The sequence below is a fragment of the Dactylosporangium sp. NPDC051485 genome (assembly GCF_040682015.1).
In the GTDB taxonomy this organism is placed as follows: Bacteria; Actinomycetota; Actinomycetes; order Mycobacteriales; family Micromonosporaceae; genus Dactylosporangium.
This window is the reverse complement of sequence record NZ_JBFAZW010000019.1, coordinates 17,487-29,570: the sequence shown is the minus strand read 5'-3', so window position 1 is coordinate 29,570 and position 12,084 is coordinate 17,487. Positions and strand designations below refer to the sequence as shown.

General features: G+C 68.7%; 16 protein-coding genes. 2 read left to right on the top strand and 14 right to left on the bottom strand.

Annotated elements, in window-relative coordinates; all coding sequences use genetic code 11:
- Positions 1 to 19 precede the first annotated feature (19 nt).
- The 14 genes from AB0M46_RS13550 to AB0M46_RS13485 all read right to left on the bottom strand — a co-directional run bounded on the left by AB0M46_RS13550 (position 20) and on the right by AB0M46_RS13485 (position 9,538).
- Positions 20 to 976: a hypothetical protein gene (locus AB0M46_RS13550; protein ID WP_363335632.1), complete on the bottom strand. Its 957-nt coding sequence runs from the start codon at positions 974 to 976 to the stop codon at positions 20 to 22.
- A gap of 74 nt (positions 977 to 1,050) precedes the next feature.
- On the bottom strand, positions 1,051 to 1,512 hold the full coding sequence (locus AB0M46_RS13545; protein WP_363335631.1) for a hypothetical protein: 462 nt from the start codon (positions 1,510 to 1,512) through the stop codon (positions 1,051 to 1,053).
- Between the two features lie 220 nt (positions 1,513 to 1,732).
- Positions 1,733 to 2,026, bottom strand: coding sequence for a hypothetical protein (locus AB0M46_RS13540; protein WP_363335629.1), 294 nt, complete (start codon positions 2,024 to 2,026; stop codon positions 1,733 to 1,735).
- A gap of 145 nt (positions 2,027 to 2,171) precedes the next feature.
- A complete protein-coding gene (locus AB0M46_RS13535) occupies positions 2,172 to 2,768 on the bottom strand; it encodes a hypothetical protein (protein WP_363335628.1) in 597 nt (198 codons plus the stop codon).
- A 104-nt stretch (positions 2,769 to 2,872) separates the two neighbouring features.
- The gene (locus AB0M46_RS13530) at positions 2,873 to 3,133 is read right to left on the bottom strand and encodes a hypothetical protein (RefSeq protein ID WP_363335626.1); all 261 of its coding nucleotides are present in this window, start codon (positions 3,131 to 3,133) and stop codon (positions 2,873 to 2,875) included.
- Positions 3,134 to 3,239: 106 nt separating this feature from the next.
- Positions 3,240 to 3,764: a hypothetical protein gene (locus tag AB0M46_RS13525; RefSeq protein WP_363335625.1), complete on the bottom strand. Its 525-nt coding sequence runs from the start codon at positions 3,762 to 3,764 to the stop codon at positions 3,240 to 3,242.
- Between the two features lie 103 nt (positions 3,765 to 3,867).
- A complete protein-coding gene (locus AB0M46_RS13520) occupies positions 3,868 to 4,170 on the bottom strand; it encodes a hypothetical protein (RefSeq protein WP_363335623.1) in 303 nt (100 codons plus the stop codon).
- 73 nt (positions 4,171 to 4,243) lie between these two features.
- Positions 4,244 to 4,669 carry a hypothetical protein gene (locus tag AB0M46_RS13515; RefSeq protein WP_363335621.1) on the bottom strand — a complete coding sequence of 142 codons (426 nt, stop codon included), beginning with the start codon at positions 4,667 to 4,669 and terminating at the stop codon, positions 4,244 to 4,246.
- A gap of 133 nt (positions 4,670 to 4,802) precedes the next feature.
- Positions 4,803 to 5,351 carry a hypothetical protein gene (locus tag AB0M46_RS13510; RefSeq protein ID WP_363335620.1) on the bottom strand — a complete coding sequence of 183 codons (549 nt, stop codon included), beginning with the start codon at positions 5,349 to 5,351 and terminating at the stop codon, positions 4,803 to 4,805.
- Positions 5,352 to 5,799: 448 nt separating this feature from the next.
- Positions 5,800 to 6,267, bottom strand: a complete 468-nt coding sequence (locus tag AB0M46_RS13505) for a GntR family transcriptional regulator (protein ID WP_363335618.1) — start codon at positions 6,265 to 6,267, stop codon at positions 5,800 to 5,802.
- A 262-nt stretch (positions 6,268 to 6,529) separates the two neighbouring features.
- A complete protein-coding gene (locus tag AB0M46_RS13500) occupies positions 6,530 to 7,981 on the bottom strand; it encodes a phage/plasmid primase, P4 family (RefSeq protein ID WP_363335616.1) in 1,452 nt (483 codons plus the stop codon).
- Positions 7,978 to 9,042 carry a bifunctional DNA primase/polymerase gene (locus tag AB0M46_RS13495; RefSeq protein WP_363335615.1) on the bottom strand — a complete coding sequence of 355 codons (1,065 nt, stop codon included), beginning with the start codon at positions 9,040 to 9,042 and terminating at the stop codon, positions 7,978 to 7,980. The genes AB0M46_RS13500 and AB0M46_RS13495 overlap by 4 nt, the downstream gene beginning before the upstream one ends.
- A complete protein-coding gene (locus AB0M46_RS13490; RefSeq protein WP_363335613.1) occupies positions 9,039 to 9,287 on the bottom strand; it encodes a helix-turn-helix domain-containing protein in 249 nt (82 codons plus the stop codon). The genes AB0M46_RS13495 and AB0M46_RS13490 overlap by 4 nt, the downstream gene beginning before the upstream one ends.
- Positions 9,284 to 9,538: a helix-turn-helix transcriptional regulator gene (locus tag AB0M46_RS13485; RefSeq protein WP_363335611.1), complete on the bottom strand. Its 255-nt coding sequence runs from the start codon at positions 9,536 to 9,538 to the stop codon at positions 9,284 to 9,286. The genes AB0M46_RS13490 and AB0M46_RS13485 overlap by 4 nt, the downstream gene beginning before the upstream one ends.
- Before the next feature lie 207 nt (positions 9,539 to 9,745).
- On the opposite strand from AB0M46_RS13485, the gene AB0M46_RS13480 reads away from it, so the two are divergent.
- Both AB0M46_RS13480 and AB0M46_RS13475 read left to right on the top strand, forming a co-directional pair.
- Entirely contained in the window at positions 9,746 to 10,159 is a 414-nt protein-coding gene (locus AB0M46_RS13480) for a helix-turn-helix transcriptional regulator (RefSeq protein ID WP_363335610.1), read from the top strand.
- Positions 10,160 to 10,454: 295 nt separating this feature from the next.
- A complete protein-coding gene (locus AB0M46_RS13475; protein ID WP_363335608.1) occupies positions 10,455 to 12,059 on the top strand; it encodes a tyrosine-type recombinase/integrase in 1,605 nt (534 codons plus the stop codon).
- Positions 12,060 to 12,084: the final 25 nt, after the last annotated feature.

The following is a 12,084-nucleotide window of genomic DNA, read 5'->3' as shown; positions in this document are numbered from 1 at the left end:
GGGCGGGTGTCGGGGGCGGTCAGGCGGCGAGCACAGGCGCCGGTGCGCGGTGCTGGACGGTGACCTGTGTCGCGCGGCTGGCGAACGCGAACGTGCTGTCACGGTCGGAGCGGGCGAGGGTGGCGGTGAACGTGATCCGGGCGCCGGCGTACGTCTCGTGGTCCCAGCCGAGGGCCTGACCGATGGCCGCGGTGCGCGTCACCCAGACGGTGAATCCGCGGTCGTCGCGGACGGTGAGCTTGACCTCGGTGCGTCCGCGGAATCCGGGCCGCTCCTTGGCGCGCTGCACCTCGCCGGTGATCTGCACCCGTCCTTCGGGGGCGTCGGCCTTGCTGCGGTGGGCGGCTTCCTGGTCGCGCATCCTGAGCAACGCGTCGACCTGCTTCGGTGAAAGCTGCACGGTTGCGCGCCGTGACCATCGCTCGGCGATGCTGTCCACAAAGGACGAGACGGGCAGCGTGGTGTCCGTGGCGCGTTCGCGGAGGTAGGCGACTGCGGCGGCGTGGCGCGGGTCGGACTCGGTCCACGCGGCGCGCTGGGCCTGCAAGGCGAGCCGTTCGCGACGCGCCACCGACTCCCCGCGGAGCCGGTCAAGGTAGTCGGCGGTGTCCTCGCCGAACCGGTTGTCCAGGCAGGTCTCCCCGACTGGCACGAGCTGGGCGGTGGGGCGGTGTTCCAGCACCGCGACGTAGCGCAGTCGCGCGCCGCAGTGGTCGCAGCGGCCTCCACCGTCGGTGCGGTTCCAGTGCCCGTCGTGCATCGCCCTGGCCGCGAGGCGTGCCCGCCAGTGTTCCGCGATCGCGGGTGCGTCGCCGAGCTGGGCGGCGATGTCGGCGGCGAGGCTGTGGCGGTCGGCCTGGTCGAGGTAATCGTCGCAGTCGCGTTCCGGCGCGTTGTCGAACGCGCCGACGAAGCGGTAGTCCTCCGGGCGCAGATTGCGCAGGGTGTGAGGGTCGATCCGCTGGAGGTTGCTCACGTGTGGTGCCTTCCGCTGGAGGGGTTCCTGAGTGCCTGCGGGTTTGCCGTCCCGCTTGTTATAATCATAACCTACTAGCTGTACCGGGGCAAGCCGGAATCGGGTTCCGTCGGGCGCTGGGCGTCGCTCTTCGTGGTGGGCGCGGTCTGTTCGGTGTCCTGTGCGGTGAGACGGGTCAGGGTGGCGGCGTAGCGCTCGGGCTCGGTGCGGCGCAGGTGTTCGGCCAGAACGCGGGCGGCGGGTAGGTCGGCGGCGAGTTCGCGGAGGTCGTAGTAGTGCGCGACCCGGTCGAGGTCGGCGTCGGCGCGGGGGTCGTGGGCGGGGTAGCCGGTGTGCAGGTTGAGCCAGCAGTCGGCGGTGAGCGAGCGGGCGACAAGCTTGATGTAGATGCCGCTGCCGCGTTTCTGCTCGGTGATGACGGTACCGAGTCGGTGGATGGTGCCGTCGGCGATGACGATCCGGTCGTCGGGGCGCAGGGCGGCCCGCTGGGCGGCGGTGAGCGTGGCGAGGCGGATGGGCGTGGACGTGGTGGACATGATGGGCTCCTTCGCGTTGGGGTGGGTACGGGCGGTGCGGCGTGCGCCGGGGGAGGCGAGGGGGCGGCGCGCAGCGCCCCTCGCCGGAGTCGGCGCGCTCGATGCGCAGCCGGCTCCGTCCAGCCGCGGACCGCGCCGGCCGGTGCCGCCCCGGCTGGGGAATTGGCGGGCTGGGAGCGGGTTGAACCCTCGGGGCGCCCACTCCCAGCCCTGTCGCCGTTCAGGACTTGCGGGCGACGTCGCCTTTGTAAAGGTCACCTTCGATGTAGGTCAGCAGCGAGCCGTCTCCCGGCGCGCGCATGACCCAGTAGTAGCTCGCTTCGCTCCAGGTGGTTTCCCAACCTGCCTCACGGAGGCACTCGCTGACCGAGAGGTCCCCGCCCCCGCCGGCGAAGAACGCGTCACCCGAGCTGGCTGGGCCGTACCGATTGAGAATGGCGATCACCTCGTCAGCGGTCGTGGCCTTCCGCATCTCGTCACACTGCGCCTCGATTGCTTTCCAGAAGCTGTCCATGTCGTCCGTCCTTTGTGGATCGTTCTCGTGCGTACCGGCGGGGAGTAGCACCGCCGTTGTCTCTCGGGGTTTCTGGCAATGCGGACCGCGCCGGTCGGTCCCCGCCCCGACCGGGGAAGTGCCGGGGCGGGGACCGGGGGCGGTGCTAGGCGTTGGCGATTCGCTCGCGGGCTTCGGCGAGGTAGATCGGCACGTTGTAGGTGCCGAGGTAGCGGGTGCGGCCGGCCGGGTCGATCCACACGCCGTTGTCGATCGTGGGGTCGGTGCCGGTGTCGGCGATGTGCTCGGCGAGCGCGGTCACCTTCGCCTCGAACTCCTCCCACTGCCTCGGGGAGCGCTGCGACATGTCGACCAGCCGGTTGTAGAGCGCGCGCTGCTCGGCGGTGAGCTGCCGGTAGATGCCGCGCAGCCGGAACAGTGCGTCTCCCTCGGGGGTCACGCCGAGCTCGCTCACGCCGGTGTGCTGGACGTGGTCGGCGCTGTCGAGGTAGAGCACCGTCATCAGGCCGTAGATGCTGCCCTTGGCCTTGTTCCAGACCTCGGGCGTCCGCTTCGGGTTGGTGGTCTGGGACATGCACCGCTGCTGGCCCCGCTTCGCGCCTTTCGGCGCGGTCTCGACCCAGTACCGGATCCTGCAGCGGAGTCGGAAACCGTACGGGTAGTCCTCGACGAGATAGGCGGTTTCGGGGCTGGTGTGTCCGTGCAGTACGCGGACCGGTTCGATCGTTTCGAGCGCTTCCATGAGTGGCCTTCCGTTGATGGATTCCTGGCGGGCCGGAGGGTTGCCGCCCCTCCGACCCGCATACTAATCATAACCTACTTAGTGCCCAATGTCGAGCGCGACGGCTAGAAGCCTTCGGCGGCCAGTGCCGCGCGCAGGGCCTCGCGCGGGTCCGCCTCGTCGTCGTACTGGTCGCGCCAGCAGAAGTCGGCGAGGTCGAAAATCGACACGCCGGCACGGCGGCGGCATCCGTAGTCGGCCATGTACAGCCAGGCGGCGAACTTGCGGTCGTTGTCGGCGTACTTCAGGTGTTCGGCGCCCCTGCTGTCCAGGAGGGCGAACAACTGCTGCTGCTTGTCCTCGGTGAGGGTGTCGATCCAGCTCATGACGGTGTCGCTCCTATCTGTCCACTTTCGACAGTCGTCGTGGACTCGGTGGTATGGATGGCGGCGTGTCCGGGGACGGACCGCCCGATGGTTGCGGGGCGGGCGGTCACCGCCCGGTCTGTGCGTAACGGGCGGCGCAGCGCTGGCACATCGAGTGGGCGCCCCAGGTGGCGACCGTGGCGGGTGCGTGGCAGCCGATGGTGTCGCAGGTGTCGAGGTGCACCCGGTTGAGGTGTCGCCACACGCTGCGGGTGATCATCGGGACCTGGTGCGGAATCTCGCCACGGAACAGTCGGTGCACGATCGGACGGCAGTTGAGGCGGATGGTCCACATGTCTCGGTCGGTGCCGGCGGGCGTGTGCTGCTGCACGGTGACCAGGTGCCGACCGTCGATCAGCACTGTGACGTCGCTGCGGTTGTCGATCCGTGGGTGCGGCATGGCGCGGGTGCGGCTGGCGGCCTGCCAGGTGCTGCCGTGCATCGTGACGCACAGTCCTTCGGCGAGAGTGCGCGCGTAGGCGACGAATCCGCACTCAGAGGGGCCGGTGGGCACGGTCGGCACGGCGTTGGTGTCCATGCGCAGGAAGTAGGGGTCAACGGCGTCGACGTGGCCGGCGGCGGTGAGTGTCATCGGTTGCGATCCCTTCGGCTGGTGGGTTCGACGGGCGGTGCGTGGCGGGCGGTAGCGCGGGCGGGCGGGCTCGATGCCCGCTCGTCCGCATCGCTCGGGCGGTTCAGGGCTCGGCGGTGGTGAACTCGTAGGTGAGGCCGTGGCTCGTGGCGAGGTAGTGGACCGCCTCGGCCGGGGTGCCGAATCGGTGCGTGTCGGCGTCCTCGGGGAGCCGTCCGTCGGTGCTGTCGATGCGCCAGCGCTGTGGGTTGTCGGCGTCGCGGACCACGGCGACGAAACAGAAGTCGTAGTCCCACGCACGGACCTCGTCGGCGTCGTGCTCGGCGTAGAAATCGGTGGTGATGTCGTACCCACCACGGCAGAACTGCCAGCGGAGAACCACGTGGGTGCTCGGGGCTTCGTCCATCGGTGCTGCTCCTTCCGGTGGAGCCTCGCCGACGGCCGGAGGCTGGCCGCGACCGTCGGCGAGGGGCTGAGGGTCAGGCGTTGGGTTGGACGTAGGGTCGGTGCCGCGCCGCGCTGGGCATGATGGCCCGGTGGGCGGCCTCGGCGATCAGGTCGGCGGCGGGCCGCATGAGGGTCGTGGTGTACGCGACGGGACGGCCGTTCACGATCAGGCCGTAGTCGCGGATCATCGGCTCAATCGGGTTGGGCTCGCTCGCGAGCACGATCCGGTTGCCGCTCAACACGAACTCGAACTCGACGTAGTCCGGCACCCGCAGCACGGGGTTCAGTTCGGACTGGCGGAAAACCAGCGCCTCGGGTGCGAACCCGAAGACGGTGTGCAGCCGTGCGGCGATCTGGCGGGCGAGGGCCACCGGACCGGCGTCGTTCGGCTGAGGCTCCCCGGAGATCCGGAAGCTGCGCGCCCAGACCGGTTCGGCGTGAGGGGCTGCGTGACGCATGGAAGATCCTTCCGTCGTGATGGGTTCCTGGCGTGCTGCGGGTTTGCCGTCCCGCTTGCTTGCATTATAATCATAACCTACTAACCGGGGAGCGTCAACCTTCTTGGGGGTTGACGCTCCCCGTTCTTGCAGGTCAGGCGTTGATCGGGTACGGCTCGGCGCGGCAGGTGCGGTAGAAGCGCGGCGACGTCGGGACCGTGCACAGCTCCTGGACGTCACCGATATCCCTGAGGGCCTGCGGTCCGTTGTAACCCTCGTTGACAAAGCCGAGGTACCTACCGGCGACGGTGTAGATCATCCAGCCGCGTCGGGGGTTGCCCTCAGCGTCGTTGTTCGCGTCGATCTTGACGGCGCGGAGACTGGCCTGCGTGGTGACGTGACGGATCACCTGAATCTCCCCGTACCGCCGGGCCAGCCTGATCTCGATTGCCGCCGCCGGGTCGTCCGGGTCCGTGATGTCGTCGCGCTGGAGAGCGGCGACGAACCGTTCGGCGGCGTCGGCCGTGGGGAAGGTGTTCACCTCGCGGAACAGGTCGTATCCAGCGGGGGTGTGGAGGCGGGGCACGCGGTCGGCGCACTCGTTGTCGGCGCGGACGAGGATCGTCTCCACGGTGCTGTGCGTCTGGTAGTGGAAGACGTGCAGGTCGCGGGTGACGGTGCTCGACGGGACCGTGGTCGTCACGGTGTGTCCTTTCGTTGGGATTCCTGGCGAACGTTCCGGGTTTGCCGTCCCGTCCCGTTCTCGCTTACATACTAATCATAACCTACTAACGTCGTGATGGCAAATGGGAATCTCTGTTCTCGGCGGCATTTTCGCCAGTGGCGCGTACGCAGGTGGCGCACCGACGTTTGAACATCAAGCTGGGCGGATGGACCATTCCGTCTGCCTGATGCTTGCAATGTCGGGCCGTTGTTCGGGGGTCAAACAGCTTCATCGTTTGACCCCCGGGCAACGGTCTGGCATCCCTTGGGTCAGGCGGGCGGAATGGTCCAGGAGTCCAGCGCCCACCCACGGAGCTGGCAGTTCACCGCGGTCCCCGCCATTCCGGAGCCTGCCCGCCCGGCGAGGGCATTGTTTGTTCTCGACCGGAGGTCGAGGTTCAGCGCAATCCGGCCGCGACGGTCGCGCATCACGGTCCACTCCCACGGTGGTCAATGTCGGCAAGGTCGGTGACGTCTGAGGCCAGCACCTCGCCGAGGAGTTGGATCGCGTCAGCCGGATGCAGTTCGGGTGACGGCATGCCGGCACGACGAATCTCGGTCACCGGTACGCCCGTCGCCAAGGAGAGTGACGAGGATTCTGCCGGTGTAGGCATGCGGGAGATCGCTACGTCGCCGACGTGCAGCGGGATGACTTCGCGCGGCGGTGCGGTCCGCACCCGGGCGCGTCGACCACGCTCAATGGTTATGAGCCCCTGGTGCGCGAGCTCGGCCAGGGAGCGCCGCACGGTATCGACGCCGACGCCGTAGGTCCAGGCGATGTCGGCCTCGGCGGGCAGATCACCACCGGCAGCGACGGCGCCGCAAGCGATCTGCGTCCGCAGGATCTCGGCGAGCTGACGGTGAAGCGGAGTCGAGGCGAACCGATCGATCGACATGCACGCACTATAGGCCATAGGGCCTGACGGTCCGGCCCCGGCACGGGCGGCGGACGGCATCGGACGTTGGACACCGACATCGGCGCCGGCGGGACCCGCCGCGTGACGGCACGAGCGGCCTGACCGAAGCGGGCGGCATCTGGCGTTGGACACCGACATCGGCGCCAGCGAGACGCGCCGTGTGACGGCACGAGCGGCCTGTCCGAAGCGGGTGTCGGGAGGCTGCGTCGTGGCCGTCTGTCTCAGGTCGCACCCTGCTGTTCTACTGCCATAACTGGGGAGGGTCCTCGGCGGGCAGCTCCGGAGTCTGTTCGGTCGGGTCGGCCGCCAAGGCGATGCCGTGGTAGTAGCGCCGGCCCTTGGCCCCCTTGGCGTCTCGAACCCGGTGGCGGTCACGGAGTTGCTGTGTAAGTCGCTTGGCCGAGACCGGTGTCTCACCGGCTTCGGCGCACCAGTGTTCGTAGGCGTCGCGCAGGGCCGCGGTCGCCACCTTGACCAGCGGTTGGTCGGGAGCGACGTGGCAGGACTCTTCGACGAAGCGGCCGACGGTGTCCTGATCGCGTTCGTACGCGGCGGTTGCCGTGCGGACGGACACCGGTTCGGCCAGGCCCCCGCCGTGGTAGGCGACAGCGCCGGCGATGATCCATGCCAGGACGACGGGGGCGTCTTCGGCCAGCCGTTCGCCGAGTTGGCGGTCCTGCCGCTCCGGCGGCACCGCGCGGGAGAATGGAAGCAGACGGACTCTGCGCCAGAAGGCCGGCCCACCGGCGCGGGCGTCGGGCGTGTGGTTGCCCATCAGCCACAGGGTGTGCGTCGGCTGGAACGTGAACCAGTCCCTCCTCATGAACCGGGCCGGAACTGAGTCGCGACCGGTGAGCAGCTTCACCCGTGCCTCGGCGAACCGTTGACCGTCGTCGAGTTCGGAGCAGACGACGAGCCGCGCACCGGACAGCTGCGCCAGTTCGGCGGGGTGGTCCTGGTGTTTACGGACCATCAGCATCTCGGAGGAGCCGGCGATGGCGTAGCCATCCGGGCCGCGACCGAGGGCGTGCATCGCCGCTTCGAGCAGGGTCGACTTTCCGTTCGCGCCGCTGCCGTGGGCGAATGGCAGCAGCTGTTCGAGAACCGCACCGACGGCGGATACACCGAGTAGGCGCTGGACGTAGCCGGCGAGGTCGGTGTCCTCGCCGAATGTCTCGGCGAGGAATTGCTGCCAGGGCTGCGATGTGCCCTCGAAGTCCGGGGTGACGGTGGTGCAGCGGGTGTGCAGCCGTGCCGGGTCGGACGGGATGAGTTCGCCGGTGCGCAGGTCGACAATCCCGCCCGGGGTGTTCAGCTCGTAGGGCCGGGCGTCGAGGTCGGCGAGCCGCACGGTCACAGCCGGGTCGGTGCGTGCCAGCCGCGCCACACCCGACACGCTCCCCGCGGTCAACGACTTCGTGCGGAACGTCCGCCAGGCTCCGCGCTGCGGCAGGCTGCGGATCAGGGCCCGGATCAGCTCGCGGTGGTACTCGGCGTCGTCCCATCGCCACCGACAACCGGTCCACACCAGCCATCGGCCGCGTTCCGGGCAGAACCGCAGCTCGTCGCCGTGCGTGGCAACGAGGGCCCGAGCGAGACCGTCTTCGGTGGCGCCGAAAGAGCCCACGTGCGGCGTCGACGCGCCGGCGGAAGGCCGGGTAGCCGAGGCGTCGGCGCGGTTCTGCGCCGTCACGAGGCCGCCGGTCGGCGCTGGTCGCCGAACCCGGCGTCCCGCAACGCGCGTGCAGCCCTGACGTGGTCGCCACCGTGGAACATCGTGGCGTAGAAGTGGAACTTCGAGACCGGTCGGTGAGCCGCGAACGGTGTACTCGTCGAGAACACGTAAAGCCGGTCCCGGTCGGCCGCATACCCGGTGGACGCCGACACGCCGGACGTCTTTCCGGGGCGGCGCCACAGCCGTGACCGTCCGGACCGCCGTACGAGGGTCCATCCGGCTGGCGTCAGCAATTCCGTCCAGTCCACTTGGCGGTCGAACGCCTCGCCGGGCGGCTCGTCGCGAGTGGCGCTCGGTCGACTGCGGCGGCGGATAGGCGTCGCGGGCGAGGCGGGAGTTCGATCCAGCCGGCGTGCGACGCCGATCAGGGCGGCGCGCTGCCCCGCGGTGATCGTCGGTATCCGATCCGGACGGGAGCCGGCAGAGGCGACCCACGGCCGGCCGGCAGGATGAGCCGCTGCAGGCGACGGCGCGACGATGACATACCCACCCTCGCCGCGTGTCTCGATCCACACCTTGATCTTGTCGGCTGGATCGCGTTCGAGCTCCTCAGGTGTCGCTGGCCGTGCGGCGAGACGAGTGTTGCCCTCGACGTCACCGCCGTCGACTCGGTAGAGCAGGTGCAGCCCGCCGGACGGTGTGCGCTCCGCGTACCCGTCGAAATTCAGCCGATGCCACAGGTCCCCGAGGCCGGCAGTGTGCAGCTCGGCGACGAAGCGGGCCGCAGTGCGCTCGGCCACGGCGCGGCCTTCCAACTCCAGCATCTCCAACTGGCCAGAGACGGCACCGCAAACGACGGCGATGGCGACCCGCCCGGCGGTGAACCAACGGGTGGTCTGGTCACGCGTCGCTCGGTGCTGCTGGTACGTCTTCCAGGCGATCATGGGCGCTTTCGACCCGTCGAGCCGGATCGGGATGACGGCGCAGCCGGCGTCGTACCAGGCCAAAGCGGCGCGGCTGAGGGTGTCACGGTTGACGGTGGTCTCCGGCCGGGGCGGGTACGTTGCTGCATCTGTCACCGGTGCCGCCGCTGCTCGGCTGCGGGCGCTGCGCGGTCGGCGGTCGATGGCGTCGGGTCTGTCTCTGCTGGCAGCGCATCGACGTAGGACTTGAGATCACCGAACCGGACCCGTCGACTGCGTCCGACCTTGACGCTCGGGATTGCGCCGGCGGCGATCAGCTTCTTGACGTAGCTCTTGCTCAGTCGCAGTGCGGTGGCGACCTCGTCAACGGTTAGCAGCAGGTCGGGTACGGCATGGCTCATCGCGGCACCTCACAGAGGAGGTCGTCCGGACGCACGCCGAGACGGGCGGCGACTCTGCGCAGCACCCGTAGTGATGGCATGACCGTGCCAGCCCGCCAGCGGTAGAGGCTGGCGCGGGACACCCCGGCAACCGTGCAGCGTTCGTGGTCGTTGCGGGCACCCAGCTCATCGGCTCGGGCGCAGAACAGCGCGTTGTTGAGAATCACCTGATCGTGGGACGACCGGCGTCCACTACCCCCCGTATCACTCATGACACCCGACCGTAGGTCTCACTAGCGATACAAGGAAGACCAGTCATTAGCTTTTCTTCCTTCGTGAAGCCGTGCTATGGTCTCACTTATGAGACATACGGAGCGCTCAGTTGAGCAGCCCCGACCGGGGAGGAGATGGAGTGTCTATAGCGATACGTATCGTACGTGCGACGTAGGGCCCCATTGGTTGACCGATATTGTGACCGGGTGCCACCAGTCGCCGACGCCCCGCGAAGCCGCGCCTTCGCCGATCTGCTGCGGGCTGCGCGCGCTGCCCGTGGGGCCTCGCAGGAACAGGTCATCGCGCAAACGGGCATCAGCCGTGCGACGTACCTGCGCTGGGAGGCTGGTGATGTCGGCAGGCCCGAGCCCGCGCAAGTCACCGCGGTCTGCCGGTTTCTCGGGATCAACCCGAGCCACGCGGCGCTGGCCCTGGGCTTCGGCGAGGCCGCCGACTACAACGTGGAACCAGACGACGACCTGGTCGCCGACATCCGACGCACGTTGGCCAACACGAAAATCTCGGCGACGGGACTCGCTGCTCTGCGCCACGCGTTGGCCGGCGCCCTAGAAGCGTGGCGGATGGCCATGCATTCGCGAGCACCGCACGAGCCCAATTAGCGCGTGCGCGTCCTTCCGAGAACAACGCAAGCCTAGATCGATCCCACGAGCGCCAGCCGCCTAACCGGTAGGCATCCTGCGTCATGCGCCGCATCCCCGGTAGGGACGCCGTCGCCATGCTGGCGCCGAACGACCCGAGCCGAACACACCCTTGCCGGACGAACCGTGCCCGGCAGCGCTGCTGACCCCTCTGTCGGCAACCCCTCTTCGCCCCTCGCGTGCTGTGGCGCGCCCAACAACCATGGGGTACCCCTCTATGCCACGTCCTCGTAAGGCCCTGCCCGAACCCGAATCGATGGTCGAGATCTACGAAGGTAAGGACGGCAGATTTCATGCGTATGTGCCGGTCGGCACCGGGCCGGACGGCACAGTCGACCGCCGCCACCGCACAGGCCAGACCCACGCCGCAGTCCTAGCGAAGGTCCGCAAGCTCCAAGCCGAGATCGCCGCGGCGGCCGTCGCAAAGCCCGGTCGCGTCCCGCTGCTCGCCGACTTCTTCGGCACGTGGGTCGACGACCCAGACGCCGAATGGCGCTACAACACCCAGACCGGCACCTACTCATGGGCGGTCAAGAACTGGATCATCCCGGAGCTCGGCAGGTGGCGGCTCGACCTGTTGGCCGAGAACCCCAAGGTGATCGAGGACTTCTTCAAGGGCATGGCCCGCGACGAAGACGAGGCAGAGGCAGCCAAGCGAGAGGGCCGCCGGCCGCTCGGTCTGGCCCCGTCCAGCGTGCACACGATCTTCCGCATCCTTCGTGCCGGGCTGAACATTGCGGTCCAGCGGCGGTTGATCGCGCGCAGCCCGATCGAGTTCATGGCGTGGAAGCCCAAACTCGTCGAGGAAGAGGTCACTCCGCTTCTTGTCGACGAGGTGAAGCGCATCCTGACGGTGTGCGAGACGCGCCGCAACGGCACGCGGTTCAGCATCGCCATGCCGCTCGGGCTACGCCAAGGCGAGGCGCTCGGCACACAGTGGTACCAGGCGCCGACCAGCACCCGCGAGAAACCGATCGGTCTCGACCTCGACGGCGGGTGGCTGCACACCCGCAAGCAAACGGAGCGCCGCAAGTGGCAGCACGGGTGCAAAGACCCGCGCGAATGCGCGCGACCGCGCTGCAGGACGACGCCGTGCCCGACGCGCTGGGGGCATGGTTGCGGCAAGCTGCCACAGGAGTGCACGAAGCACCGGGCCGACCGGTGCCCGAAACGGCGGCCGGCGGAATCGTGCCGGCAGCACCGCGACCTGCGCAACTGTGTCAAGGTGTGCCCACCCGACTGCACGGGCCACGCGGACCGGTGTCCCAAGCGCACCGGCGGCGGCATCCGACTCGTCGACACCAAGACCGAGGCCGGACGTCGCCGCGCCGCGCTGGCCCCACAGATGGTCACGAAGCTCCGGGCTCACAAGGCCGAGCAGGACGCGGAACGCCGGGCGGCGGGTGAGCACTGGCAAGATCACGACCTCGTCTGGTGCCAGCTCGACGGAAGCCCGATCGACGCCGGCACGGACCGCCGGGAGTGGAAGACGATCCTCAAGCTCGCTGACGTCCGGGACGCCCGAATCCACGATGGGCGGCACACCGCCGCGACGATGCTGCTCCTGCAAGGCGTGGACGAGCAGACCGTCATGGCGATCATGGGCTGGTCGGACCGCCGGATGGTCCAGCGCTACCAGCACGTGATCGACGAACTGCGCGTCGAAGCGTCCCGCCGCCTCAGTGAACTCCTGTACGGCCCGGACGAGGTTCCGGCACCCAAGCCGAAGAAGAAGAAGAAGGGGAAGGCCGACAAGCAGCGAAAACACAAGAACGTCAATATAGATAATGTTGATTATGCAACCATCCCTGCAACCAGGCCGGGCGAGGCCAAGATCATTCCGTTCCAGAGGTCGGCGTAGGCGGGCAGGCAAAACGCCCCCCACC

Coding starts and splice junctions, on each gene's coding strand:
- AB0M46_RS13545 (WP_363335631.1), bottom strand. CDS start 1,512: ATGTCCACCACGTCCACGCCCATCCGCCTCGCCACGCTCACCGCCGCC.
- AB0M46_RS13540 (WP_363335629.1), bottom strand. CDS start 2,026: ATGGACAGCTTCTGGAAAGCAATCGAGGCGCAGTGTGACGAGATGCGG.
- AB0M46_RS13535 (WP_363335628.1), bottom strand. CDS start 2,768: ATGGAAGCGCTCGAAACGATCGAACCGGTCCGCGTACTGCACGGACAC.
- AB0M46_RS13530 (WP_363335626.1), bottom strand. CDS start 3,133: ATGAGCTGGATCGACACCCTCACCGAGGACAAGCAGCAGCAGTTGTTC.
- AB0M46_RS13525 (WP_363335625.1), bottom strand. CDS start 3,764: ATGACACTCACCGCCGCCGGCCACGTCGACGCCGTTGACCCCTACTTC.
- AB0M46_RS13520 (WP_363335623.1), bottom strand. CDS start 4,170: ATGGACGAAGCCCCGAGCACCCACGTGGTTCTCCGCTGGCAGTTCTGC.
- AB0M46_RS13515 (WP_363335621.1), bottom strand. CDS start 4,669: ATGCGTCACGCAGCCCCTCACGCCGAACCGGTCTGGGCGCGCAGCTTC.
- AB0M46_RS13505 (WP_363335618.1), bottom strand. CDS start 6,267: ATGTCGATCGATCGGTTCGCCTCGACTCCGCTTCACCGTCAGCTCGCC.
- AB0M46_RS13490 (WP_363335613.1), bottom strand. CDS start 9,287: ATGAGCCATGCCGTACCCGACCTGCTGCTAACCGTTGACGAGGTCGCC.
- AB0M46_RS13485 (WP_363335611.1), bottom strand. CDS start 9,538: ATGAGTGATACGGGGGGTAGTGGACGCCGGTCGTCCCACGATCAGGTG.
- AB0M46_RS13475 (WP_363335608.1), top strand. CDS start 10,455: ATGGTCGAGATCTACGAAGGTAAGGACGGCAGATTTCATGCGTATGTG.